The organism is Odoribacter sp. AF15-53 (assembly GCF_003479425.1).
GTDB lineage: Bacteria > Bacteroidota > Bacteroidia > Bacteroidales > Marinifilaceae > Butyricimonas.
The window spans coordinates 926,823-953,792 of record NZ_QUHC01000001.1; the positions used below are offsets into that span (position 1 = coordinate 926,823).

At 41.4% G+C, this 26,970-nt stretch carries 25 protein-coding genes; 18 read left to right on the plus strand and 7 right to left on the minus strand.

Features of this window, described 5'->3' with window-relative positions:
* The first annotated feature begins 21 nt into the window (after positions 1-21).
* From DWW52_RS03735 to DWW52_RS03750, 4 genes are read left to right on the plus strand one after another with little or no spacing between them, the layout of a single operon-like run.
* Positions 22-549 carry an HAD family hydrolase gene (locus DWW52_RS03735; protein ID WP_118714103.1) on the plus strand — a complete coding sequence of 176 codons (528 nt, stop codon included), beginning with the start codon at positions 22-24 and terminating at the stop codon, positions 547-549.
* Positions 550-595: 46 nt separating this feature from the next.
* Entirely contained in the window at positions 596-1,528 is a 933-nt protein-coding gene (locus DWW52_RS03740; protein WP_118714104.1) for a geranylgeranylglycerol-phosphate geranylgeranyltransferase, read from the plus strand.
* Between the two features lie 7 nt (positions 1,529-1,535).
* Positions 1,536-2,117 (plus strand): Maf-like protein, encoded by a 582-nt coding sequence (locus DWW52_RS03745; protein WP_118714105.1) that lies wholly within the window; start codon positions 1,536-1,538, stop codon positions 2,115-2,117.
* A 29-nt stretch (positions 2,118-2,146) separates the two neighbouring features.
* Positions 2,147-4,318 (plus strand): S46 family peptidase, encoded by a 2,172-nt coding sequence (locus tag DWW52_RS03750; protein WP_118714106.1) that lies wholly within the window; start codon positions 2,147-2,149, stop codon positions 4,316-4,318.
* Positions 4,319-4,358: 40 nt separating this feature from the next.
* Here the strand turns inward: DWW52_RS03750 and DWW52_RS03755 are convergent, their stop codons facing one another.
* The 4 genes from DWW52_RS03755 to DWW52_RS20990 all read right to left on the minus strand — a co-directional run bounded on the left by DWW52_RS03755 (position 4,359) and on the right by DWW52_RS20990 (position 8,469).
* The gene (locus DWW52_RS03755) at positions 4,359-5,015 is read right to left on the minus strand and encodes a superoxide dismutase (RefSeq protein ID WP_305036203.1); all 657 of its coding nucleotides are present in this window, start codon (positions 5,013-5,015) and stop codon (positions 4,359-4,361) included.
* Positions 5,016-5,267: 252 nt separating this feature from the next.
* Positions 5,268-5,930 carry a hypothetical protein gene (locus DWW52_RS03760; protein WP_118714107.1) on the minus strand — a complete coding sequence of 221 codons (663 nt, stop codon included), beginning with the start codon at positions 5,928-5,930 and terminating at the stop codon, positions 5,268-5,270.
* 17 nt (positions 5,931-5,947) lie between these two features.
* The gene (locus tag DWW52_RS03765) at positions 5,948-8,083 is read right to left on the minus strand and encodes a TonB-dependent receptor (protein ID WP_118714108.1); all 2,136 of its coding nucleotides are present in this window, start codon (positions 8,081-8,083) and stop codon (positions 5,948-5,950) included.
* Between the two features lie 65 nt (positions 8,084-8,148).
* Positions 8,149-8,469: a hypothetical protein gene (locus tag DWW52_RS20990; RefSeq protein WP_118714109.1), complete on the minus strand. Its 321-nt coding sequence runs from the start codon at positions 8,467-8,469 to the stop codon at positions 8,149-8,151.
* 177 nt (positions 8,470-8,646) lie between these two features.
* Between DWW52_RS20990 and DWW52_RS03775 the strand changes: the two genes are divergently transcribed.
* The 3 genes from DWW52_RS03775 (at position 8,647) to DWW52_RS03785 (ending at position 10,410) form a co-directional block, all read left to right on the plus strand.
* The gene (locus DWW52_RS03775; RefSeq protein ID WP_118714110.1) at positions 8,647-9,090 is read left to right on the plus strand and encodes a Fur family transcriptional regulator; all 444 of its coding nucleotides are present in this window, start codon (positions 8,647-8,649) and stop codon (positions 9,088-9,090) included.
* Positions 9,091-9,101: 11 nt separating this feature from the next.
* Positions 9,102-9,650: an NADH peroxidase gene (locus tag DWW52_RS03780; RefSeq protein ID WP_118714111.1), complete on the plus strand. Its 549-nt coding sequence runs from the start codon at positions 9,102-9,104 to the stop codon at positions 9,648-9,650.
* Positions 9,651-9,825: 175 nt separating this feature from the next.
* Positions 9,826-10,410 carry an alpha/beta hydrolase gene (locus tag DWW52_RS03785; protein ID WP_118714112.1) on the plus strand — a complete coding sequence of 195 codons (585 nt, stop codon included), beginning with the start codon at positions 9,826-9,828 and terminating at the stop codon, positions 10,408-10,410.
* Positions 10,411-10,466: 56 nt separating this feature from the next.
* Here the strand turns inward: DWW52_RS03785 and thiD are convergent, their stop codons facing one another.
* Both thiD and DWW52_RS03795 read right to left on the minus strand, forming a co-directional pair.
* Entirely contained in the window at positions 10,467-11,276 is an 810-nt protein-coding gene (gene thiD / locus DWW52_RS03790) for a bifunctional hydroxymethylpyrimidine kinase/phosphomethylpyrimidine kinase (protein ID WP_118714113.1), read from the minus strand.
* Positions 11,277-11,290: 14 nt separating this feature from the next.
* Positions 11,291-11,998, minus strand: a complete 708-nt coding sequence (locus DWW52_RS03795) for an SAM-dependent methyltransferase (protein WP_199691948.1) — start codon at positions 11,996-11,998, stop codon at positions 11,291-11,293.
* A 121-nt stretch (positions 11,999-12,119) separates the two neighbouring features.
* On the opposite strand from DWW52_RS03795, the gene DWW52_RS03800 reads away from it, so the two are divergent.
* From DWW52_RS03800 to DWW52_RS03810, 3 genes are all read left to right on the plus strand, one after another.
* Positions 12,120-12,881, plus strand: a complete 762-nt coding sequence (locus DWW52_RS03800; RefSeq protein ID WP_118714114.1) for an MBL fold metallo-hydrolase — start codon at positions 12,120-12,122, stop codon at positions 12,879-12,881.
* Positions 12,882-13,076: 195 nt separating this feature from the next.
* Positions 13,077-15,599, plus strand: a complete 2,523-nt coding sequence (gene gyrA / locus DWW52_RS03805) for a DNA gyrase subunit A (RefSeq protein WP_118714115.1) — start codon at positions 13,077-13,079, stop codon at positions 15,597-15,599.
* Between the two features lie 43 nt (positions 15,600-15,642).
* Positions 15,643-16,866: a tetratricopeptide repeat protein gene (locus DWW52_RS03810; protein WP_118714116.1), complete on the plus strand. Its 1,224-nt coding sequence runs from the start codon at positions 15,643-15,645 to the stop codon at positions 16,864-16,866.
* 205 nt (positions 16,867-17,071) lie between these two features.
* On the opposite strand, the gene DWW52_RS03815 is transcribed toward DWW52_RS03810, so the two are convergent.
* Positions 17,072-17,491 carry a hypothetical protein gene (locus DWW52_RS03815; protein WP_118714117.1) on the minus strand — a complete coding sequence of 140 codons (420 nt, stop codon included), beginning with the start codon at positions 17,489-17,491 and terminating at the stop codon, positions 17,072-17,074.
* A gap of 360 nt (positions 17,492-17,851) precedes the next feature.
* On the opposite strand from DWW52_RS03815, the gene DWW52_RS03820 reads away from it, so the two are divergent.
* From DWW52_RS03820 to uvrA, 8 genes are all read left to right on the plus strand, one after another.
* Complete coding sequence (locus DWW52_RS03820) at positions 17,852-18,661, plus strand: SDR family oxidoreductase (RefSeq protein WP_118714118.1); 810 nt, start codon at positions 17,852-17,854, stop codon at positions 18,659-18,661.
* A gap of 9 nt (positions 18,662-18,670) precedes the next feature.
* Positions 18,671-20,275, plus strand: coding sequence for a DUF3078 domain-containing protein (locus DWW52_RS03825; RefSeq protein WP_233556684.1), 1,605 nt, complete (start codon positions 18,671-18,673; stop codon positions 20,273-20,275).
* A 5-nt stretch (positions 20,276-20,280) separates the two neighbouring features.
* Positions 20,281-21,327, plus strand: a complete 1,047-nt coding sequence (locus DWW52_RS03830) for a nucleoid-associated protein (protein ID WP_118714120.1) — start codon at positions 20,281-20,283, stop codon at positions 21,325-21,327.
* 12 nt (positions 21,328-21,339) lie between these two features.
* The gene (gene mltG / locus DWW52_RS03835; RefSeq protein ID WP_118714121.1) at positions 21,340-22,377 is read left to right on the plus strand and encodes an endolytic transglycosylase MltG; all 1,038 of its coding nucleotides are present in this window, start codon (positions 21,340-21,342) and stop codon (positions 22,375-22,377) included.
* Positions 22,378-22,543: 166 nt separating this feature from the next.
* Positions 22,544-22,891, plus strand: coding sequence for a 30S ribosomal protein S6 (rpsF, locus tag DWW52_RS03840; RefSeq protein ID WP_199691956.1), 348 nt, complete (start codon positions 22,544-22,546; stop codon positions 22,889-22,891).
* 3 nt (positions 22,892-22,894) lie between these two features.
* Positions 22,895-23,164: a 30S ribosomal protein S18 gene (rpsR, locus tag DWW52_RS03845; RefSeq protein ID WP_118714122.1), complete on the plus strand. Its 270-nt coding sequence runs from the start codon at positions 22,895-22,897 to the stop codon at positions 23,162-23,164.
* Positions 23,165-23,185: 21 nt separating this feature from the next.
* Positions 23,186-23,626, plus strand: coding sequence for a 50S ribosomal protein L9 (rplI, locus tag DWW52_RS03850; protein WP_118714123.1), 441 nt, complete (start codon positions 23,186-23,188; stop codon positions 23,624-23,626).
* A gap of 564 nt (positions 23,627-24,190) precedes the next feature.
* The gene (gene uvrA / locus DWW52_RS03855; protein ID WP_118714124.1) at positions 24,191-26,953 is read left to right on the plus strand and encodes an excinuclease ABC subunit UvrA; all 2,763 of its coding nucleotides are present in this window, start codon (positions 24,191-24,193) and stop codon (positions 26,951-26,953) included.
* Positions 26,954-26,970 lie beyond the last annotated feature (17 nt).

Here is a 26,970-nt window from a genome sequence, read left to right on the forward strand (position 1 = left end):
ACTAGATAAAAAAGATATAGTATGAAGTTGTTCAAGGAAGAATTAAAAAAGGTTGAAGCATTCGCATTTGATGTGGATGGAGTGTTTTCCCGTCACGAAATGAATATCACTTCAGAGGGTGATTTGGTACGTACATCTTGTACGAAAGATGGTTACGCCATGATGTATTGTACCAAGAAAGGTTATCCGGTTTGTATTATTTCAGGGGGACAGGCTCCAGGAGTTCGGGAACGTTTTGAAAAACTAGGCGTGAAGGACGTGTATCTTGGGGTTGCCAATAAAGTGGAAGCCTTGAACGAGTTTCTTCAAAAATATAATCTTGATCCGGAGAACGTGATGTACATGGGGGATGATATACCGGACTACAATGTCATGCAAATCGTGGGTATGCCCGTGTGTCCCTCGGATGCGTGCGAGGAAATAAAAGCCATTTCACGTTACATTTCAGACACGCCGGGAGGACTCGGTTGTGTGCGGGATGTTGTCGCTCAGGTGCTAAAAGCCAAAGGCGAATGGATGGATACTCACTGTTACGTGAAATGTATGTAATCGTGGGATTCTAAAATCTAAGAATTTGAAAATGAAATAATATCAGATGTTGGAAATTTTCAAGTTAATACGACTCAGAACAATAGCGTTCACGGCATTCACGATGTATGCCATGCGCTTTTTTGTCATCCAGCCCGTGTTGGACAAGGCGGGGTTCACCTTACAAATGCCGGACGGGGATTTCTCTCTTTTGGTAATTGCGGTATGTTGTCTAGTTTCAGCCGCTTACGTGATAAATGATTATTTCGACACGAAAGCAGACCGGATTTCCGGTAACAGACCCGTAATCGTGGGTAAAACGATCAGTCGTCGGGCAGCCATTACCCTTCATTCGATTCTGAATGTTGTGGCCGTTGGAATAGCCGCTTATCTCGCATGGAAAGTGAATCACGGTGAGATCGTGTTGCTATTTTTACTGATATCCTTGATATTATGGTTTTATTCTTCTCGGATCAAAAAACGTTTTTTGTGGGGAAATCTGGTCGTGGCCGTTTTAGCCGGGTTGATACCGCTTACGGTGATTACCTTTGAAATCCCATTACTAAGTGATGTTTATTCGGAAGTCGTGTTGAAGACTCACGTGGGCTTTGCATACGTTTTTAACTGGACGTTATGCTTCTCGTTCTTCCTTTTTATCAACATGTTGATCTATGAAATAAACAAAGATATATACAGTATTAATGGTGATCGGGCTGATGATATTGTCACCCTGCCCGTGAAGTACGGAATCCCGACAACCCGGAAGATCATTATCGCCCTGATAGCCGTCGCAATTCTTTCTTTGATCGCTTTTTTACTGGTAGGCTTTATTTGTACTCCGGTAATATGGAGCTATTTTGTTATCGCTCTGATTATCCCGTATCTAGTGTATGGTTACTCGGTATTAAAAAACGACCGGATGAAATTCCAATTACGGATGATCCGGTTAATCATGGTTTTGTGTATAGGGGTGAGCGTGTTCTGTAAACTATGTGAATAATAGGGAAATGTATTCAATTAAAAACTATAAATTAATATTGGCATCCGCGTCGCCACGAAGACAGCAGTTAATGAAAGATGCAGGGTTTACTTTTGAAATCAGGCTAAAAGATATCGAGGAAACGTATCCTCGTGAATTGGCTTTAGAAAAAGTACCGGAATATTTATCGCGGGTGAAAGCGGAAGCATTCCGGGGGGAGTTGAAGCCTGACGAGGTGTTGGTGACAGCTGACACGGTAGTTTGCATTCACGATAAGATTTTAGGTAAGCCCGTAGATCGTACCGATGCGATCCGTATGTTGCAGGAGTTATCTGGAAACCGTCATTTGGTTATCACGGGAGTAAGCGTGACAACCCGCACGGAACAACATTCCTTTTCGGCATTGACAAACGTATTTTTTAAAACATTATCTATCGAAGAAATAGAGTTTTACGTGGATACATATAAACCTTTTGATAAGGCAGGGGCTTACGGTATCCAGGAATGGATCGGGTACATTGGGATCGAACGCATAGAGGGATCATTCTATAACGTGATGGGATTACCCGTGCAGAAATTATATGAAACATTGCGAAAATTACAATTCTAATAATAAATAACATTTTAAAATACCAGTAAATGAGAAAAATTGCATTATGCTTTTTGGCTTTCATTCTGATAGCCTTGCCGAGTTTGGCAGACGAGGGAATGTGGATTCCGATGTTGTTGAAGAAATACAACATAGAAGACATGCAAAAAGCCGGTTTTAAATTGACGGCAGAAGATATCTACGATATCAATCAGGCATCATTGAAAGACGCCGTGATCGGGCTGGGAAGAGAAGATTCCCCGTTTCATCATTTCTGCACGGGAGAAATCGTGAGTGATCAGGGGCTAGTGATCACCAATCATCACTGCTCGTTCGGGATGATTCAAGCGCATTCCAGCTTGGAACATAACTATTTGAGAGATGGCTTCTGGGCTAAAACTCAAAAGGATGAATTAACTAATCCTAATATCACGGCCTCTATTCTGGTGCGTATGGAAGACGTGACGGATAAAATCAATGCAGCCGTGAAGGACGAGATGCCGGAGGCTGAGCGTGCCAAAATAATAAAAGATATATGCCGTAAATTAGAAGCTGAAGCAGTCAAAGGTACGAACTTGAAAGCAAACATTAAACCGTATTTTAACGGGAACCAGTATTTCCTGTCCGTGTTCAAAATTTTTCGGGATGTACGTTTGGTTGGGGCTCCTAATTCCGCCATCGGTAAGTTCGGGGGCGACACGGATAACTGGACATGGCCGCGCCACACGGGAGACTTCTCCGTGCTTCGGATATATGCCGGAGCGGACAATGAACCGGCAGCGATTTCCGGAAGTAATGTACCTTACAAACCGGCTAAGTTTTTCAAGATTTCAGCACGGGGGGTACAGGAAGGTGATTTTACCATGGTCTTCGGCTATCCGGGAACGACAAATGAATATTTGACCTCTTATGCTATTGATCAAATCGCCTCGGTAGAGGACCCGCACAAGATTAAAATCCGGACAGCGAAACTTGATGTGATTAACGCTGCCATGGAATCGGATGAATTATTGCGCATCAAATATGCGGCGAAAGCGGCAAGCGTGGCAAACGCGTGGAAAAAATGGCAGGGAGAAATTAAAGGATTGGATCGTTTCAGCACGGCTGACAACAAGAGAATTCTGGAAAGGAATTTTGAAAACTGGGCAAAAAGCAACGGGAAAACAAAATATATCGGTTTGACCGATCGTTTTAAAGGGTTATATGATGCCCGCCGGGAATATATACTGGCTGCAGCCTATGCTTCCGAGGCCGGGTTGGGAGGAGCTGAAGTTATCAAGTTTGCCCGTGGGATCGAACAGGCTTTGGAAAACTATGATAAATTTGAAGACAAGGATAAGCTGAAACAGTCTTTGAAAGATTACGTGGAGGCTTTCTACAAAGATTATGACGTGGCGACGGACCAACAGATTTTGACGGAAATGTTGAAGTTGTATAATAACGAGGAAGTAGGTGATCAGTGGATTCCTTCCGTTGTACGCCTTAGTCCGAAATACGCCAAGAATAACGCGTACGACCGTTTCGCCGCGGATATATTCAAGAAATCACTTTTCACGAATAAAGAACAGCTATTATCGTTTATTGATCATTTATCGGCTAAATCAATCGAAAAATTAGAAAAAGACCCGGTTATAATATTATCAACGGGTATTTACACGTTGTATTCAGAGAAAATTCGTCCGGAATTAAGCAAGATCGAGAATGAACTAAAATCTTTGAATCGTTTGTGGATGGCCGGATTGATGGACATGCAACCCGACAAGACTTTCTATCCGGATGCCAATTCAACCTTGAGAATTGCTTACGGGAAAGTGGCCGGATACCATGCTACTGACGCCGTGTATTACACGCATTATACCACCTTGAAAGGTATTATGGAAAAAGATAACCCGAATATCTACGATTATGATGTTCCCCAGAAATTAAGGGATTTGTACAAGAATCGTGATTTCGGACCTTACACGCAAGACGGGGAAGTGCCAGTTTGTTTTATCGCGACAAATCATACCACGGGAGGAAATTCCGGTAGTCCGGTGTTGGATGCGGAAGGCAATCTGATAGGTCTGAACTTCGACCGTGCTTGGGAAGGAGTGATGTCGGATATGCAATATAGCCCGGAAATCTGTCGGAATATCGCTGTTGACATTCGCTACGTTCTTTTTATCATAGACAAATATGCGGGTGCTCAACACCTGATTGATGAAATGGAAATCATTCGATAAATAATAAAGAAAAATCGGGAGCAAAGCTCCCGATTTTCTTTTATCCTAATCGTTTGTTTACGATGTCCCAGTTTACAATATTCCAGTAATTTTCGATGTATTTCGGTCTTGCGTTTTGAGTATCCAAGTAGTAGGCATGTTCCCAAACGTCAATCGTTAAAATTGGTTTTTTACCATGTTTCAGTGGCGTATCAGCGTTACCAGTTTGCACGATTTCCAGTTTACCGCTCTTGTCAACAACCAACCAGGCCCATCCTGAACCAAATAAGGTAGTGGCTGCTTTAGCAAAAGCTTCTTTGAAGGCGTCAAAGCTACCGAATGATTTATCAATTAATTCTTTCACTTTTCCCGTTGGGGTAACTTTCGTTGCGTTGTGAGCTTGGAAAGCCTCGAAATAGAATATATGGTTGTAAGTTTGTGCCGCATTGTTGAATATACCACCTTCGGATTTCATCACGATACCTTCCAAGCACATTTTCTCGAATTCGGTTCCGGTGATCAAGTTATTCATGTTCGTGATATAAGTGGCAAGATGTTTGCCATAGTGGTATTGAATGGTTCTCTCACTAATATAAGGCTCTAATGCGTTTTCTTTATAGGGGAGAGGAGGTAATTTAAATTTGTTGTCTTCACCTCTTGCATTTATAATATCCGATGACATTAGCACGTCTAGATCTTTGTACTCTTCTGTTTTCATATCCTTATGTTTTAAAATTAAACTGTTTTAAATTTACTAATTCTATTAGATAGATACGACAAAATGTAAAAAGAGGTTTCATTTTTAGACAAAAAATATGATTTTCTTTTTTTCGGATAGGAAAGTAAAGATTATTATCGTGAATACAGGAGGGAGGAGTCCTTTTTTGGGGGTGACAACGAATCTAAAACACCCCAAAAAATCATTATCGGACTTTTTGGGGTGTTTTAAATTTTACTTTCCGGCTTATTTCTACCGTTTTAAAATAACCCCGAATTCAAGCGTATTTGTTTTATTCATTACTCCCGTGACATAGGCGGTAATACCTGCAATCTCTGCGGGTGTGGCATCCGGCTTAATTTGATTTACAAGCATGGGCAACATCGTTTGAAGCATTCCCTGAACAGCGACTTTATTCAAGTACATAATCAAATTTCCGTCTTCAAATTTATATATCAAGCTGATTTCCGGAATGTTAATTTCTTTTTGTGCAATTTTTTCAAGAGCATCTTTATCAATCGTGACCCCGATTACATTGTTTTGTACGACGTAGGCTGCCTTTAAAGAGGCTGCTTTTCCGTCCATGGTCATCATAATCTCAAGTTCCGAATTCGAGACAAACTTGATACCGGTGAAATAATCACTCATTTTATCATTTGCAATCTCTTTCAAGAATCCGGCTGCGAGATTTGCAGGAACTGCCGTCAGTCCACTTAATGCCGGATTAATAAAACCCAGATCGACGCCTTCCGGCAATTGAATGTTTGCATCTTGATAATCAAATACTAGATGGCAATTTTCATATTTCCAAGTCCCGGTTAAATCTTCCGTGTCTTTATCATCATCATCACTACAAGAATAACATGTACATACCGTCAATAGCACGGCTACTAAGTAAATTAATTTGTTTTTCATATCGCGTATTATTAAAATTATAATTTTATAGTTATTGAAGCTCCAAAGCGAGATGGTGCTCCGGATTGTCCCGACTGCAAGTATTCCGGCAAATTCCTACCAACCGGACTGTTGAACATATAACAGAAGAATGCCTTGTCAAGAATGTTCTTCCCCCACACGTGGAAGTCTATATGTTTGCCGGAAACACTCAAATCTAAATTCCATAAGAAATAAGGTTTTTGCTTCATCGTGTTCGCCTCGTCGAAATATTGGGTTCCGAAACCGGTGACTGATGTATTCGCCATGAAAGTTTTAAACAAAGATGATCTTACATTCTTGGAATATGCGAATCCCGTGTTCATCGTGAATTCCGGGGCCATCACTATCTTATTACCCTCGTATTCTTTCGTTAGATGATGGTAATATTCCGAGTTACTGTAACCGGAAGAGAGGAAGTAAATCAATTGTGGCATACATTCCCAGCTCAGGTCGATTTCTGCCCCTAGGCTTCGTGCATCTCCCGCATTCTTAATGATCGGACCCATCATTTCCATCACGAAAATCTGCTGATCTTTCCAGTCAATATAGAAAAGAGCCCCGTTCATGTTAAAACGTCCGTTAGGACTAAAATATTTGGCTCCGATCTCGTAATTCCACAAAGATTCTTTGCTGTAGTCCAGTTTCACGATTTGAGTGGTCATCTCATTAGAAATAATGTTGTATCCCCCGGCTTTGTAACCTTTGGAAACATTCACGTAAGTTGATAACATTTCGTTCCATTTTTGTAAAATGGAAAACTTGGGTAACCAGGATGCGTACGAGTGGTCTTCGTCCCAATCATGATAGCCTTCCAATTTACTGGCCCCGTGAAATAACAGGCTATCCCGGTAGGTAAGGGAGGCTTTCTCGTAATCATACCTGATCCCGGCCGAGACGAACAATCCCGGTAGAAGGTTTTTCAGCGTGATTTGCCCGTACCCGGCAATTCCCCAAGTCGAAGTATTGTTATAATACGCGGCTTGATCCAAGTCCAAGGGAAGCAACAGGTGACGTTCTGTTCCGAAAGTTGCCAAATAGTCGTTCGTCAAATCCTTGTAGAACCCGAAGCTCCCGATCGTCCAATCCATTTTTTCTCCCTGTGTGGATTGATAGTTGATTTCCTGCGTGATCAGGTCTTGATTGGACTCTTTACCGTTCTGGAATACATCGTGATACGTGAAATCGGCATCGAGTTCCTGCTTGTCTTTGGACCACGCGTAAGAAGTTATCCAGTTTAACGTGGTTCGCGAAAAATGCTTTTGTACATTCACGTTGGCAGACAATAAATCCCGTTTGTAGGAGGCGTCCGCATTGTAATTTACCCGATAACGATGTACTTTCAGTGAATCAATGGCATGGTAGGCGTAACCGTCATCAAAGCTATGATTGTAATTCACGCCGAAAGCGATTTTCCAAGAGGCATCCGTGAATACGCTTGCCTGGTAGCGGATGTCGTACGAATCGGATTTGTTTGGTTTACCCCCGGTAAAGTCATTTTTAAAATAGCCGTCGGTACGGTTATAGGCAAATGACAGTTTGTTATACAAAATTTTTTCGATGGGAAGGTTCGCCATAACCATATAATTTTGTGAATTATAGCTGGAATACCCGGCTTTTGCCTGTAATGAAAATTTCGTGGCAGGTGGGTTGGTTCGGATATTTATTAATCCGATAATACTGTTTCGCCCATACAAGGTTGTTTGCGGACCTCGCAACACTTCGATCTGTTTGATGTCGTAAAGATCAAAGATAAAAGCGTTTTTATCAAAGATCGGTACACCGTCAACATATAATCCCACGGGAGGAGTTCCCGATACAGTTCCGATTCCGCGGACGTAGAGTGGGGTTGAAAGTTTTAGCCCGCCTTCCTGCATGTAAAAATTAGGGACAATTCCCGATAAGTTTCGGAGGTCCGGGTTGTTCTCGTTCAACAGGTTTTTACCACTGATCACGCTAAGGGCTATGGGAATCTCGCTGATAGACAATTCTCTTTTCTCTGCCGTGATAACGACTTCTTTTAATTGCTTGATGACATTGAACGTTGAATCATTTGTCTGTACGGTCTGCGACCGTTGTGCAAATAAACAACCGGACATAAAAGTCAATAGCAACGTGCTATATATTATCCGCATGGATGTTGTTTTTGATTAAAATATACTGTTTTATTCTACACTTTGTGAAAGTATGTGGCTCTGAATCAAACTACCGGGGGAGCCCGAAGGGCTGTTATAGAGAGATTGGGATCTTTGTATATGAAACAAGTATATCGTCTGATATTTGACGGATCATTTTTTACACTTACGCGGGGAAGTTCTTTTTTAGAAGCCGTGTCTTTTTTTTCCGTAGTCCGGTAACTATAATAGACCTCGTTTTCGTTCACTTTATAGGTCGCAACAGTCTCGTATCCAGGAAGTGCATCCGGGAGCTTTGTTTCGTTTTGTGAATAAAAACATATCACGAAGAATGCAGAAACAAGCAAGTAAACAAATATGTTCGTAGATGGTCCTATAAAAAACATGGTGCAAATCTATAAAATATTGGATTGGTATATACCGGGTTAGACAAAAAAAATCAGATAGATTCTCTAATTAGAACAGTTCTAAATTTTCTCGAAAAAAGGAAGTGAGTGTTGCATTTATAAAAAAGATAACGATATTTGCACTCGATATAAAATTGTAACAATTACAAATAAACAATGAATACAGTTCAAGATACGAGAGAGTATTTGCTGAAATATAACATCAAGCCGTCAATGCAGCGAATGGCTATCATGGATTTCTTGATAGCTAACCGGATTCATCCCACGGCTGACGAGATTTACAATGCTTTATATCCGACGATTCCCACGTTGTCAAAAACAACCGTGTACAATACGTTGAAATTGTTCACGGAACAAGGAGCCGTAAAAGCGCTTGTAATTGACGAGAAAAACGTGCGTTTTGATATTGACACGACAAGTCACGCCCATTTCATGTGTTTGGGATGCGGGTGCGTGTACGATCTCCCGATAGAGAACCAAGAGGCAATACAACTGGAAGGCGTGGGGGAGTTGACTATCACTGAAATTCACCTTTATTACAAGGGGTATTGTAAAAAATGCGCCGAGGGAAAAGGAAAAAACATATTATTATTACATTAAAAAAGTGCGTTATGAAAAAATTTATCTGTACAGTATGCGGTTACGTTCATGAAGGAGATGAAGCCCCGGAATTTTGTCCTCAATGCAAACAACCGAAGAGTAAATTCAAGGAATTGGTTGAAACTGAAGGAGCTTTGACTTTCGTTGATGAACATCGTATTGGAGTTGCTAAAGGTGTTGATCCGGAAGTTCTTGAAGGACTAAGAGCTCATTTTAACGGAGAATGTACGGAAGTCGGTATGTATTTGGCAATGAGTCGTCAAGCTGATCGCGAGGGATATCCTGAAATTGCGGAAGCATTCAAACGTTATGCTTGGGAAGAAGCGGAACACGCTTCTAAATTTGCAGAACTTCTGGGTGAATGCGTGTGGGATACCAAGACGAATTTGAAAAAACGTATGGAAGCAGAAGCCGGGGCTTGCGAGGACAAAAAACGTATCGCCACGCTGGCTAAAAAATTAGATTTGGATGCGATTCATGACACCGTGCATGAGATGTGCAAGGACGAAGCGCGTCACGGTAAAGGTTTCGAGGGATTGTATAATCGCTATTTCAAATAATCAAAGTACCTTATAAATCATAAGTAGTACTTCTAATTAATCAACAATGGATCATTGCAAATCATTGATCTGTTGTTGATTAATATTTTATTTCAATTTTTATACTTGATTAGCGTAACTTTGCTTCTTATCTTCTCGTAATACAAACAAATTAGAACTTAACACGGAAATTTGTATGAGAACTTATAGATGCGAAGACGTCACTTTATCAGATAAAGGCATAGACAGTAGAGGTTGGTTGTGTAATCCTCAGGAAAAAGGTAAAAAACCAGCGATCCTAGTTTTAGGACCTAAAAATACTTCAACAATCCCTGTATTATTACAATACGCCACGCGTTTGGCAAATTATGGTTTTGTTGTTTTGGGACTGGAAGAAACTCAAAATGTGAAGGCGGCTATTGATTATTTGAGTTTGAAGGATGAAGTGGACCCGAATAAAATGTATGCCATGGGTATATGTAACGGGACCAATGAAGTCTTGGCAAGTACGGAAGCTGAAAAACGCTTAAAAGCGATTGCCCTCGTGGCCGGATGTTACAAACGGAAAGAGGCTTCCCGGGTAAAAGTCCCCACGATTGTCATTCACGGGGGAGAAAACGAGCAAGGGTATCAATCGGCAAGACGTGTGTACGATACGATCTGTGCTGAAGAGAAACTCGCTATATGGGAAGGTTCTGTTTCCCATGCCCAGTATTTTGATGATCCACTCGTGTTGGACAAAACGGTACGTAACGTTTTCCGTTGGTTTAAAACACATTGACAACCACACTATATATTTGAAAAGACCGCCGCTAGTACTAGCGGCGGTCTTTTATTTTATTCCCACCATTGATAAAAGTGATGGATGGCACCATGACCGTGTCCGATCCGGTATTCGGCGGCCGTCTCGATAGCCCCGTGCAGGTATTGTAATGCGGCGGCCACGGCTTGCTCCAAGGGGAGGTCGTGAGCCAGATAAGCGGCGATAGCGGAAGACAAGGAGCACCCCGTACCATGCGTGTTTGGAGTGTCGATCTTCTTCGAGGGGTAGCGGTATTCCTGATCGTTCGTGCAATCAATTAAAACATCTGTTATTTCCTCGCATTCCAGATGCCCCGCTTTCAGTAACACATTACGAGCCCCGACCTTTTTTAAAGCGGGAATTGCGAGATACAAATCTTCTTGTGTTTGTATCTTCTTACCGGATAAAATCTCAATCTCGTAAATATTCGGGGTGATTAACGTGGCCAGCGGGAAAAGTTCTTTCTGGAGGACTATAATCGCCTCTTTCTGCACCAATAAATCTCCAGATGTGGCCACCATGACGGGGTCTACCACGATATGTTTGATCGGGTAATCCGCAAGTACGCGGGTTATTGTCTGGATGACTTCCACGGAATGTAACATCCCGATTTTCACCGTGTCAGCACCGATATCATCCAGGCAGGCCCGAATTTGGGCTTCGATAACCTGAACGGGGAGCGGCTCAATCGCTTTCACTCCCAACGTGTTTTGCGCCGTGACGGCAGTTATCGCGGTCATGGCAAAACATCCGCAAGCGGAAATTGATTTTAAATCCGCCTGTATTCCTGCACCGCCACCACTATCTGATCCGGCAATGGATAAAACTCTTTTATAAGTCTTCATCGTTTTTCTATTAATTAGAAAGATCGGGCATAAAGCACAAAAATAGCCGGACGTTTGTTTATGTCCGGTTTTACGTGTTTCCAATCTTTTATTGACATGGTTTTTATATATTCGTTTTCTGTCGTGATATCACAGGCTATCGTGAGCCGGGTCGTGGGAGATAGAGCGGAAATAATGTCTTCGAACAATTGCAGGTTTCGGTAAGGAGTCTCGATAAACAACTGGGTGCGATTTTCTACTGCTGATTGTTTCTCGAAAACTTTCAAGGCCTTGATCCGCTCCGGTCGGGTAACCGGCAAATAACCATTGAACGAGAAATTCTGACCGTTGGCCCCGGATGCAATAAGTGCCAATAGGATAGAAGAAGGCCCAACCAAGGGGATAACCTGGTAATTATGTTTATGTGCCAGAGCCACTAATTCGGCTCCCGGATCGGCAATGCCGGGACATCCGGCCTCGGAGATGATCCCCACATCCTGATCCGCAAGGTAAGGAACGTAAGTCTCTATATCCTTAATGTCCGAATGTTCATTCAAGTCCAGAAAAGTAAGTTCATCGATATTGATCGATTTCTCTATCTTTTTCAGATAACGACGCGTGTTTTTCACGTTTTCAGTCGCGAACACCTTGATATTCTTTATAATATGAACCACATCTTCGGGGATAACCCCACCTATCGCTGTTTCCCCAAGAAGATTGGGGATTAAATATAGTTTTCCCATAATAAAATGTTTGCGGCAAATATACTGGATTATTCCGAATCTTATTAATTTTGCAATGCACATAAAGCATCCCGTACAGAGTTTTCTTATCGGGAAGTAATATATAAGCAGTTTTCAACGAATGAAAGTAACAATTTTAGGGAGTGGAACCTCGCAAGGTGTTCCCGTTATCGCGTGTGATTGTGAAGTTTGTCGGTCAACCGATGAACATGATAAACGTTTGAGGTGTTCGGCCATGATTGATATCGGGGAGAAAAAATTAATTATAGATGCTGGTCCCGATTTCCGCACGCAAATGCTACGGGCCGGGGTGAAAGATGTAACCGCCTTACTGTTGACGCATGAACATAAGGATCACATCGGGGGGCTGGATGATATCCGGGCATTCAACTGGGTGAAAAATGGAGAAGTGGATATCTACTGCAACCAACGTACCAAGGATGTTATTTATAAAGACTATGATTATGCTTTTGCCGAGTTCAGGTATCCCGGAGTTCCGGAGATGAATATTCACGTGATCGACGAGGCCCCTTTCCATATTGATGATATCGAGGTGATCCCGGTGACGGTTATGCATTACAGGCTTCCGGTATCCGCTTTCCGGATTGGTAATTTTGCTTATGTCACGGATGCAAATTTCATTTCGGAGGAGAGTATGAAAAAACTGGAAGGAGTGGAATACATGGTGATTAACGCCTTACGCAAAGAGATTCATTTATCTCATTTTACATTGAATCAAGCGATTCAGGTCGTACAACGATTAAACGTGAAGCAAGCGTATATCACGCATATCGGGCATCAAATGGGACTGCACGAGCAGGTTTCTTTGGAATTGCCGGAGAATGTAAAGTTGGCATACGACATGTTAACATTTGAATTTTAAAATCTTATTACCGGGTCCGGGGCTTATTTTGTTAAATAAGCATTGAAGAAGTGGAAACACACGAATAAAAAAAGGTTTAAAATTTCCGTTAATCCACTGTTTTTATTACATTTGTGGGATTTTAGCATGATAGGGGTGAAATTTAAATTAAATCCCTGTCAGATAATGCGTTAATAGAGTAATTTAATATTATAAATGGAAAACGTCGGAGAAAAAATTATCAAGATCAACATCGAGGAGGAGATGAAATCTTCGTACATTGATTATTCAATGTCGGTGATTGTGTCGCGTGCATTGCCTGATGTTAGGGACGGTTTGAAACCGGTACAGAGAAGGGTTTTGTTTGGAATGAGTGAATTGGGAGTTACCTCTGGTAAACCATTCAAAAAGTCAGCGAGAATCGTGGGAGAGGTACTCGGAAAGTACCACCCGCACGGGGATAGCTCGGTTTACATGGCGATGGTTCGTATGGCTCAGAGTTGGTCTTTACGTTATCCCTTGGTTGACGGGCAGGGAAACTTCGGTTCGGTGGACGGTGATAGTCCGGCAGCAATGCGTTATACCGAGGCTCGTTTAATGAAAGTTACGGAAGATACTTTAGCTGATTTGGACAAAGACACGGTAGATATGATCCCGAACTTTGACGAATCATTGAAAGAACCTAGCGTATTGCCGACAAGAATACCCTTGTTACTTGTAAACGGTGCATCCGGTATTGCCGTTGGTATGGCAACAAACATGGCGCCTCACAATATAGGGGACACGATTGATGCCATTTGCGCGTATATTGATGACAACGATATTGAAATCGACGAGTTGATCCGGATCATCAAAGCCCCGGATTTCCCGACAGGAGGTACAATTTACGGTTATAGCGGCGTGAAGGAAGCTTACCACACGGGAAGAGGACGTGTCGTTATCCGTTCAAAAACATCCATTGAAACCACACCTCACGGCAGGGAAAAAATTATCGTACACGAGATCCCGTATATGGTAAATAAGGCGGAATTAATTTCCCGTATCGCGGATTTGGTGAATGACAAGAAGATAGAGGGTATTTCCAATATTAACGACGAGTCCGATCGTAGCGGTATGCGTATCGTTATTGATTTGAAGAAAGACGCGATCGCTAATGTCGTCCTGAACACATTATTAAAACATACGGCACTTCAAACTTCATTCGGGGTGAATAATATCGCCCTGGTTGGCGGAAGACCACGGTTGTTGAATCTGAAAGATTTGATTCGCCTTTTCGTGGAACATCGGCATGACGTGATTGTTCGCCGGACGCAGTTTGAATTAAAACAAGCCGAGGACAGGGCACACATCCTGGAAGGTTTAATCATTGCCAGCGACCATATCGACGAGGTAATCCGGATTATTCGCGCTTCCAAAACACCGGAAGAAGCGAAGAACAATTTAATTGAACGTTTCTCCTTGACTGAAATTCAAGCTCGTGCTATTGTAGAGATGAGATTGCGTCAATTGACGGGTCTGGAGCAGGATAAACTGAGAGCCGAGTATGACGATATAATGAAATTGATCGAGCATTTGAAGGATATCTTAGCTAGCTTGGAATTGAGGATGCAAATTATAAAGGATGAATTGATTCAGGTAAAAGCTCAATATAGCGACGAGCGTAAAACAGACATCGTTTATGCTTCTGAAGAATTCAATCCCGAAGATTTCTACGCTGACGAAGAAATGGTGATCACGATTTCTCATATGGGATACATCAAACGGACCCCGTTGTCAGAATATAAAGTTCAAAACAGAGGAGGAGTTGGTTCCAAGGGATCGGCCACACGTGACGAGGATTTCCTAGAACACATGATCATGGCCACGATGCATAATACCATGTTATTCTTCACGGAAAAAGGAAAATGCTTCTGGTTGAAAGTATGGGAAATTCCCGAAGGATCAAAACAATCCAAAGGAAGAGCAATCCAGAACTTGTTGAATATAGAACCGGATGATAAGGTAAAAGCATATATCAACACGCTTGATTTGAGAGATAATGACTATATTAATAGTAATTATATCGTGTTATGTTCTAAACAAGGTATTGTCAAGAAAACGACGTTGGAGGCTTATTCCCGTCCGAGAGCAAATGGAGTGAACGCGATCACGATCAAGGATGGTGATCAACTTCTGGATGCCAAGATGACAAACGGAGAGAGTGATATTATGATCGCTATAAAATCCGGTAAAGCCATCCGTTTCCCGGAAGAAAAAGTGCGTCCGATGGGTAGAACGGCTTCCGGCGTGAAAGGTATTACGCTTGTTAACGAGGGAGACGAGGTAATTGGCATGATTTGTGTTGAATCTGGGAAATCAGACGTGTTAGTTGTATCCGAGAATGGATACGGTAAACGTTCCAGCGTGGAAGATTATCGTATCACGAACCGGGGAGGTAAAGGGGTTAAGACGATCAATATGACCGATAAGACCGGAAATTTAATAGCCCTGCTTGACGTTACCGATGAAGATAACTTGATGATTATAAACAAATCAGGTTTAACGATCCGTTTGGATGTCAGCACGTTAAGAGTTATGGGACGTAACACGCAGGGAGTTAGATTGATTAACCTGAGAAATGATGATGCTATTGCTGCCGTCGCTAAAGTGTCTGCTTCCAAGGAAGAAGAGAATCTTCCGGAAGAAGGACGGGAGGGGGCTGAAGCATCAGAAGCCGGAGAATCGAATAATGAAGAATAATTATTTACACATGATATCTAATTGGAACACAAATTTTTAACGTATGAAAAAACTACCTTTTATCATTGCCCTTCTGCTTTGCGTGAATATCTCTTTCGCGCAAAAGGGGAAAGTAACATCGGCTGTTAGCTTTTTCACGCAGGGAAAGCTAGATAAAGCGAAAGAACTGATAGATGAAGCTATCAAGCATGAAAATTGCGTGAATTGGGATAAGGCTTATTTCGTGAGAGGACAAATCTATCAAGCTATCTTTGAAACTCAGGATGAGAATTATAAAAAGCTGGCTAAAGATCCCTTATCCGTGGCATGGGATTCTTATCAAAAAGTTATTCAGTTGGACGCCAAGAAGAAATTCGAGAAAGATCTGAAAACTCAGTATGCTAACTTGGTTATTGACTTTACGAATCAAGGTGTTGTCTGTTATAATCAAGGAATGAAAACAGATGACATTAAGGATTTCAAAGATGCTGTAAACAATTTCAAACGCGTATTAGAAATCAATGCTTCTCCGCTAGGAACACAGAAAGTGGACACGACGGTTATCTATAATGCCGGGGTTGCTGCTCATAAAGCCGGAGATTTGGATGAAGCGATCAAATTCTACAAAAAATCCTTGGAATTGAATTACGAAGCCGGAAAGATTTATGCCATGGTAGCTAATATCCTTTTAGGACAAAGTCGGGCTGCTAACGAGGCTGGAGATTCTGTTACCGGGAAAGCAAAACAAGAAGAAGCGGTTAACTTCTTGCACGAAGGTCACAAATTGTATCCGGATGATAATTATATGTTGGTTGAATTGATCAACTATTATTTGATGGGGGATACCCCTGCTAAAGCAGAAGAATTCCTGGATGCCGCGATCAAACAAGAACCTACTAAATCCGAATACTATCGGGCTAAAGGATCTTTGTACGAGAAAATGAATCAGCCGGAAAAAGCCGAAGAAATGTATATCAAGACGTTGGATTTGAATCCGGGAGATTTCTTTGCTCAATACAATCTGGGTAACATTCACTTGAACCGGGTTATTGAGGCTCACAAGGTTGTACAGGACATCGTGGATGCTAAAGAATATAACGCGGCTCTAGATAAAGTTATGGAACAATACGAAGCTGTTATTCCTTATTTTGAAAAAGCGTTAGAATTGAATCCAAAAGATAAAAACACGTTGACCACGTTGAAAGAGTTGTATTTCCGTTTAAGAACTAAGAACAAAACTTATCAAGAGAAATATGACGCAACAATGGCAACTTTGAATAGTTTGTAATCTTGTAAACTATATCTAAGATAAAAGAAGAAAGGAAAAATCCTTTCTTCTTTTTTTATTGTGGTATAATTTCATACAGGAGAGACATGTATAAATGGTGTGTTTTTCAAATCTATTGATTATTATTGTTTTAAAATATAATCCTTATCATAATATAAATTATAAGACATATATATTGTTCTACTAAAACTACAATCCAATCCCGTTATCTATCTTTTTTCATACTTTGTTCTACCCAAATCCCATCAAAACAATTTCCAGATTGTAAACCTACAAATAATTGCCGGGGGTATTCATATTGATTTTCATCAACATGAATAATAAGTTGATGAGAAGATCGTTTAATTGAATACCAATCTCCTTTAATTGGATTACGCATACTGTCTACTTCTAATTGTGGATATAAAGTATCTTGTCCTACAATAGTTTTTAATGACGTGATCCACCAAATACCATTTTTGACTTTGAAAGAATATAAACTATCCTTTGCTGTAATATTTATATAATTCTCTTCAAGACCAACTTCTTCACCACAACCTAATTGCCGATTATCTTCTTTACACATATTGAATGTGAGAACAAAACTAGTAATTACTACCATGCTAAATATTAACTTAACTTTCATAAGCGATTAATTTATAATCTATTTGTAAGCAGAAAGACTCTTTAGTACAGTCTTTTTAATCTAAATATTTGATTCTAGGGTCGATAAATTGTCTTGCGCAAGGCTTGTTAATTATTTGTATATACATTTTCAAAGGTACAAAATAAAAATGTGAAAGTAAGCCTGTATAGTATATTTTGTGACAATATTATTGGAATATATCTTTTTTTTTCTTGTTAACATAGCTCATCGCTATTATTTGTGGGTGGGTAATAATTTCCTTTTCTCGCTAAAAAGCCTCCATTTTCTTTCCTTGATCCTGCAAAGTTACTATATTTGTAGGTTACAAAACAAAACTTCATTAATCTAAGAAAATTATTCATGCATAATAAAGTGGTGATTATTACGGGAGCCTCTTCTGGTATTGGTAAAGCGTTAGTTTATGAATTTGCAAAACGTGGAGCGAAAATTGCCATGGGTGCCCGGAATTTGGATGAATTGCTGAAGATTGAAACGGATTTAAAATCTCAGGGAGTTGAAAGCCTTTCCGTTCAAACGGATGTAACCCAAGAATCGGATTGTAAGAACTTGATAGATAAGACGGTTGAAAAGTTTGGAAAGATTGATGTTCTCGTGAATAATGCGGGAATATCCATGCGGGCCATATTTGAGGATTTGGAACTGGATGTTATTCGTCGTCTTATGGATGTAAATTTTTGGGGAACAGTTTATTGTACGAAATTTGCGATTCCCTACTTGTTGCAATCCAAAGGGAGTTTGGTCGGGATTATTTCTGTTGCCGGGTTCTTGGGATTGCCGGGAAGAACCGGTTATTCTGCCAGTAAATTTGCCGTACGTGGTTTCCTGAACACGTTACGGGTTGAAAATCTGAAAAAAGGACTGCATGTTCTCGTTGCCGCACCGGGATTCACTGCATCTAATATACGAAAGACAGCTTTGGTTGCCGACGGACACCAACAAGGAGAAAGCCCGCGGGTTGAAAGCAATATGATGAGTGCGGAAAGATGTGCCCAAATCATTGTAAATGGTGTTGTGAAGCGCAAACGAGAGATCGTGATGACTCTGGTAGAAGGAAAAATATCTGTATTTCTGAGTAAATGGTTTCCCAGTCTATTGGATAAACTTGCTTACAGTCACATGGCCAAAGAACCGGATTCACCGTTTAAATAAATAGAGCACATGAGAAATCTTGTACTTGTTATTCTTGTATCTCTACTATCATTTAATTCTCTTTTCGCGCAAAAGAGAACACATGTTCGTGTGATGCCGGAAGTACAGAATTCATACATTTTACCTTTAAAACATAATCGCGTGGACTCCCTTAACCGAGTGTGTCCTCGGCTAAAATATATTTTCCGGACTTATAAAAATCAACATATTGACGATCCGGCCGTTCGTTACGCTTTGGATAATTTGAAAAAAGAACGGGCAAAATATTACGAGTTATACCGGGCTATCAACACCTTGAGCGATTATGCTGAAAACGAGCATATCAAATATATGCTAAACTACGTGAGGCATTATTTTGAGACCGTACAGGCCAAGGAGGAAGCTATCCGGAAAATTGAGGAGCGTATTAAAAGAGATAGTGCAGAGTTTTATATCAGACACCCAGAAGATACGACGCGGCACGATGAATTATTGAACCAGAATTTGAAGACTCTCCTCTCCTTCATGGATCGGGATGTTAATTACCAATGGTTGAAAGAAAAAAGTCGGGATTCCGTGCAAATCACCTTGTTATCCGCCTCGAACCACCCTAAAAATCTATGGCTCAATACCGGGAGGACACAATATTACCGTTTTATGGCGGAGAATTTTATCGGTGATACTATCGGGACTTGGGTAAAAGTAATGCCACGAGGTAATCAGTTAAAATTCTTCCTGGACGAAAATGTCTATCAATACAAGAAGTACACGCAACCCAAAGAAATAAAAGAAGAGTGTCGCTTGGAAGCATCCGACTCGATCTATTTCGTGCTGGCGGAAATGAACGTCGGGAAGTTAACGAAAAGACACTGGATGTATTATTCCGATGTAACCCTTTCGTTCGGACAGGGATACATCAGTAGCAATTGGGCAAGCGGTGGAGAAAACTCGTTATCTATACTCTCTGATATAAAGTACTTTATCACTTATAAAAAGAAAAATACGACATGGGAAAATTCATTCCGTTATCGAGTGGGTGCTTTAAAAAGCGGTAGTGAAGATCTGAGCAAAAACGAGGACAAGTTGGAAATCCAATCCAAGCTGGGAATGAAGGCTTTCAGACACTGGAATTATGCTACCCAGTTTGACATGAATACGGTGTTGTTCAAGAGTTACAATAACCCCAAAGATAAAAAAGTGATTGCCACGTTCTTGACTCCCGGAAATTTCACCTTGTCACTGGGTTTGGATTTCAAGCCACGGAATAATATTTCATTATACCTTTCTCCTATTGCCGGACAATGGATTTATATGCGGGATACGAACCTGGTGGAACCCAGTCGTTACGGCTTGGAAAAAGGCAAAAAAATCAAAAGTGATGCCGGTGCTAAAATTGAGTTGAAGAACCAGCATGATTTTTTCAATTTTTTGAAACTAGACAATCACCTGATAATATTCTCCAGTTATTACGAGCAACCGGAGAAATTAACGCTAGACTGGCGTCTGACATTGACTTTCAAGATAAATTATTTCATGCAGACCTCTGTCTACGCCAATGCCGTATATAATCAGAATGATTCGAAAAAGATACAAATGAAAGAGACACTTAATTTAGGAATATACTTTAGATTTTAAACAATATGATGAATTTTGATACTTGTGAAATAAATAATATCGTGATCCATGATATTGGTAATAAATACGAGGACGGGAAATTACGTCTTTCCGAGTCTTGTTTTTTGCCGGATGACATGGATGTTCATAATTTGCTGAAAAGCTATTTTTTGGCTCCTTTTAAAAAGGATGCATATTACCGCTTCGCTCCCATCGAGGATAACCTGTTCCACAACTTGATCTATAACGCGGTAAATTCTATTTTCGAGGATAACACGAATTTTTACGAGGCCTCGTTGAATATAGCACAACACTTGTTCGATCAATCCAATCACCCCAACATCAAAGCCGGGGAATTGTACATGGTACATTTCAAGGACTGCGTGTTGGAAGAAGGCCCCTGTGATGCTATCGGCATTTTCAAGTCGGAAACAAAAGATACCTTTTTGAAAATCATCATGAACGAGAACAGCTATCAGCTGGAGAGCGAGTCCGGGATTAATATCAAGAAACTGGATAAAGCATGTCTTGTCTTCAATATTGAAAGCGAAAACGGTTACCGGGTAAGTATTCTGGATAAAACGAACTCCACGGAGGCTGTTTACTGGACAACGGATTTCTTGGGACTGGAACAGTGCGAGGACAACTATTTCCAGACTTCCAACTATCTAAAACTCTGCAAAGACTTCGTGCAAGAGGTATATAATCAGGAGAATGATATCCCTAAAGCGGATCAGATCGACATGCTCAATCGTTCGCTCGACTATTTTAAAAAGGCCGACACGTTCAACGAGAGTCTGTTCAAGGAAGAAGTTGTCTCGGACCCACAAGTGATTAATGCTTTCGAGAATTTCAAGAACTATTACGAGGAAAAGAACGAGCTTGCCCTGAAGGATCAGTTTGATGTATCAAGCAGTGCGGTAAAGGACGAGAAAAAATACTTCAAGCACATCCTGAAACTGGATAAAAATTTTCATGTCTACATTCACGGGCAAAAGAAATATATAGAGAAAGGTTATGATGCCGAGCGAGATATGAATTTTTACAAACTATATTTCAGAGAAGAAAACTAACATTCCGGTTCTATGAGTAAAAAGATCAGGAGAATAATTATCGCCCTAGTATTGCTGGTCGTGATTGTAATCGCGGCTGGAGGCTTGGGCTACTATTATATTCTGGCTCCCAACACAACCGTGAATGATGACGGGATTGTATACGTGCGGGATTCAGCGAATAGCGTGTCCCGGGTGTTTGAAACGTTGCGAAGGCAGGGGTATATTAAAAGCATACACACCCTCAGTGGCGTGGCGAAGTTAAAACGCTTTGTTTCCCAGGTAAGACCCGGAAGATACAAAATCCGGGACGGGATGAATAATAATGAACTGATCAACATGCTCCGAGCCGGGAACCAGTATCCCGTGATTTTCACGTTCAACAATATGCGCACGCTGGAAGAGTTTGCGACAAAAGCGACCGAAGAATTAGCCGTTTCGAAGAATGAATTGTTGACTTTACTAAAAGATACCGACGTGCTCGCTAACCTGGGATTCGATTCCTGCACGATTATGGCCATGTTTATTCCCAATACCTACCAGATATACTGGAATACTTCGGCCCTCGATCTGTTGAAACGTATGAAGAAAGAATATGATCGCTTCTGGAATGAAAATCGAATGGCCAAAGCCACGGCCATGGGGTTATCGCCGGAAGAAGTCATCACGTTAGCTTCTATTATTGAAGAAGAGACCGTCAAACCGGAAGAATACCCTGTCATCGCGGGGGTTTACGTGAATCGGTTGAACCGGGGAATCAAACTGGACGCCTGTCCCACGCTGAAATACGTGTTGGGTGATTTCACGATTAGCCGAATTCTAGATCGTTACTTGAAAATAGATTCTCCTTACAATACTTACATGTATGCCGGACTTCCCCCCGGCCCTATTCGCATGGCCTCAATCAAAGTGATTGACAGCGTGTTAAACTACCAGAAGCACGATTATCTATTCTTCTGCGCCAAGAGTGATTTTTCGGGTTATCACAACTTTTCGAAAACACTCCGCCAACACAACATCTATGCCCGAGAGTATCACCAGGAGCTGAATAAACGCAAGATTTGGAAATGATCGAATGTAGAATACAAAATAACTTACAACTTGTAATCTGTCAACTTGTAACTCGCCACAGACGAATAAATTGAAGATTTTTTTGTAATTCCGAAGTAAAATCGTAACTTTGCGGGCGATAAATAAAATTTATTTACATTAATGTATTAATAAACAATCAGTTATGTTGAATCATTACGAAACCGTTTTCATCACAACTCCCGTTTTATCTGAAATACAGGTAAAGGAAGCGGTAGAAAAATTCAAGGCTGTTATTACCGAGAATGGAGGTAATATCGAGCACGAGGAAGCTTGGGGTCTACGCAAGCTGGCTTATCCAATCCAAAAGAAAACGACAGGTTTTTATCACTTGTTCCAATTCGAAGGAGAAGGTACTCTAGTTGACAAACTGGAAACTTCTTACAGACGCGACGAAAAAGTGATTCGTTTCTTGACGTTCAGATTAGACAAGTATGCTTACGAGTATGCATTGAAAAGAAGAGCTAAAAATCAAGTAAAACAAGAGGAGAAATAAGCCATGGCACAGAACGAAAGCGAAATTAGATATTTAACCCCCCCAACGGTTGAAATCAAAAAGAAAAAGTACTGTCGATTCAAAAAAGCGAAAATCAAATTTATCGACTACAAAGATCCGGAATTTTTAAAGAAATTCTTGAACGAACAAGGTAAGATTCTTCCCAGAAGAATTACCGGAACTTCTGTTAAGTTCCAAAAGAAAGTAGCAACTGCCGTGAAAAGAGCAAGACATCTTGCTTTGTTGCCCTACTTAACCGACTTGATGAAATAATTTTAAGGAAGGAGGACACAAATGGAGATAATATTATTGACAGATATAGCAAACTTAGGACATAAGGATGACATCGTTGATGTAAAACAAGGTTACGGTCGTAACTACCTTATCCCTCAAGGTTATGCTATTTTAGCAACACCTTCTGCAAGAAAAGTCGTTGCAGAGAATTTGAAACAAAGAGCTCACAAAGAAGCTAAATTGAGAGCTGAAGCTGAAGAATTAGCAGCACAATTGGCTGAAGTGAAACTTACTATCGGGGCTAAAACCAGCTCTACCGGTAAGATCTTCGGTTCAGTAAACAGCATTATGATTTCTGAAAGTCTGAAAGAGAAAGGATTCGATATCGACCGCAAGAAGATCATGCTGAAAGATGTAAAAGAGGTTGGAACTTACACCGCTCTTATCAAACTTCACAGAGAAGTGAAAGTTGACGTTGAGTTCGAAGTAATTTCCGAATAATTAAAACGAGTCATAAACAAGACTTAAACGTATTTCCAAACATATTCCAAACGCTAAAGCACCCCTCGCAAGGGTGCTTTTTTATTTTTTCCCCCCGGAACTCGCTCCTTCTTTCGTTTGGCCAAGGCTTACATCTTTTCGTTATGTCTTTGTTATCTCTTCGTTATCTCTTCGTTCCTATAGAGCTAGTTTTAACGAAAGTATAACGAAAAGATAACGAAGAATATGTAAGCCAAGGCCTTTAGTAAGTTACAGGTTGCATTTGCCCTCGGCAAGTTGCAGGTTATCTATTGTGATAAATAACTACCCCCTCCGGCTCCCCCTTACACAGGGGGAGAGCTGATTACCAAGCGGTTTCCCCTCCTGTGTAAGGAGGGGCTAGGGGTGGTAGTCAAGGTAATGGGACTTTTTCAGCAGCCTCGTGTAAGGGGGAGCCGGAGGGGATAGTAACCTGCAACCTGTAACTTGCAACTCGCCAAAGGCGAATTTCGTGAATTTGAACGAAGTCTTGGGATATTGCATGAAAATCGGTACCTTTGTACATATTTTGGGAAGGAAAAAAACATGAGCAAGCAGAGCATAGAGTTGAAAGGTGTACGGGTCCACAACCTGAAAAATATAGATCTGAATATCAAGTTAAACCAGTTTGTTGTCATTACCGGGGTTTCCGGAAGCGGCAAATCATCATTGGCTTTCGATACTTTATACGCAGAGGGACAACGGCGTTACGTGGAAAGTTTATCTTCTTACGCCCGCCAATTTCTCGGCAGGCTGAACAAACCGGAATGTGACTATATTAAAGGTATTCCTCCCGCCGTGGCTATCGAGCAAAAAGTGAACACTTCAAACCCGCGTTCTACGGTCGGGACCTCCACGGAACTTTACGATTATATCAAATTATTATACGCCCGGATCGGTAAAACTTATTCCCCTATTTCGGGAGAAGAGGTCAAACGCCATAGCGTGGATGACATCAGTCACTACGTTCTGGAAGGACATACCGATCAGACGGTGATCATCATGGCCAAACTGGTTGAGGCCACTACTGATAATCTTCCCCTCTTGATCAGTCAGGGATTTTCCCGGATAAAATACGGGAACGAATTTATACGAATCTCCGATTTACTGGAGAAAAATATTCCACTTGATCTCTCGAAAGAGGTGTTTCTAGTGGTTGACCGGACACGTGTAAATGATGAAAAAGACACGGTTTCTCGTATAAAAGATTCTATCGAGACAGCCATTTACGAGGGTGAAGGTACATGTTATATTGAATTGGACGGTGTGGTTCGTTCGTTCTCCAATAAATTCGAGGCCGACGGAATCACATTTCAGATCCCGACAATCAACACGTTCAGCTTTAACTCCCCGATAGGTGCCTGTCCCAAGTGTGAAGGATACGGAAAAATATTAGGAATAGACGAGGATTTGGTTGTACCGAACAAATCTTTAAGTGTTTACGATGACGCGGTCATGTGTTGGCGGGGCGAAAAGATGAGTGAATGGAAACACTATTTCGTTCAGAACGCTCACAAGATAGACTTCCCGGTTCACAAACCCTATTATGAACTAACAACGAAAGAGAAAGATCTTCTCTGGAACAGCGAAAGCGGCATTTACGCGTTCTTCGAGTATTTGGAATCCAAGAAATTCAAAATACAAAACCGAGTGATGATTGCACGTTATACGGGTAAAACCAAATGTCCCGTATGTCACGGTACTCGCCTGAAAGAAGAAGCTACCTACGTGAAGATAAACGGACGGTCCATCACCGAATTGGTGGATATGCCGATCACGGAACTGAAAGAATATTTCGATAACTTACAATTATCCGATCACGACAAGGTTATCGCGGCACGGGTGCTTCCCGATATCCATAACCGGATAAACTTCTTGTTGGATGTCGGGTTGGGATACTTGACACTCAATCGTTTATCTTCTTCTCTTTCCGGGGGGGAATCCCAACGAATCAACCTGGCGACCTCGTTAGGTTCAGCCTTGGTCGGCTCTCTGTATATTCTGGATGAACCGAGTATCGGGCTTCATTCCAGGGACACGGATCGGTTGATACAAGTGCTACATCGTCTCCGGGATATCGGGAACACGGTTGTTGTCGTGGAACATGATGAAGACCTGATCAATGCGGCCGATGAAATCATTGATGTCGGTCCACTGGCGGGAAGATTGGGAGGAGAAATTGTTTACCAGGGAACATTGAAAGACCTGAAAAAGGCCGACACTCTCACGGCAGATTACATATATGGCAAAAAGAATATTCCTGTCCCGACAACGAGAAGAAAATCAAACCGTTACTTGCTTCTCACCGGGGCAACGGAAAATAACCTGAAGAATATAGACGTTAAAATTCCCCTAGGAGTCATGACGGCCGTTACCGGGGTCAGTGGTTCCGGTAAAAGCACGCTGATAAAAACGATCTTGGTTCCCGCCTTGAAAAAATACTACGGGGATTATTCCGATCGCACGGGAAGCTTTAACCAGTTGAGCGGGGACGTTGATTTGTTGCATGGAGTGGAATTTATAGATCAAAATCCTATAGGTAAATCCTCTCGTTCCAACCCGGTCACCTACTTGAAAGCGTGGGATGACATTCGTAAAATATACGCGGACGAGAAGTTGTCCAAGTTAAATAATTTCAAGCCGGCACATTTCTCATTCAATGTTCCGGGAGGACGTTGCGAAGAGTGTCAGGGTGAAGGGATTATCAAGGTAGAGATGCAATTCATGGCGGATGTTTACCTGGAATGTGAACATTGTAAAGGCAAGCGCTTCAAGGATGAAGTGCTGGAAGTCAAATACAAGGATCAAAACATATACGATATCCTGGAAATGACCGTGAATCAAGCAGTTGAATTCTTTTCTTCCGGGACAAGTCACAGTGAACGAAGCATCGTCAGCAAGTTGCAGAAACTAGTGGATGTCGGGTTAGGATATATCAAACTGGGTCAGGCATCCAGCACGTTAAGCGGAGGTGAAAGTCAACGTGTTAAACTGGCCTATCACTTGAGTCAGGAAAACGCGGAACCGACTCTTTTCGTGTTTGACGAACCGACTACCGGACTGCATTTTCACGATATCCACAAACTGATGGATTCGCTGAATGCCTTGATAGACCGGGGACACACGGTATTGATCATCGAGCATAACATGGACGTGATCAAGTGTGCCGACAACATTATTGATTTAGGCCCGGAAGGGGGAAGTGAAGGCGGGTACCTTGTTTTCGAGGGAACTCCCGAAGCGCTGGTCAAGTGTAAGAAATCCTACACGGGTAAATATCTCGCGGAAAAATTACGGGATCAGAAATAATGAACACGCTTATTTGG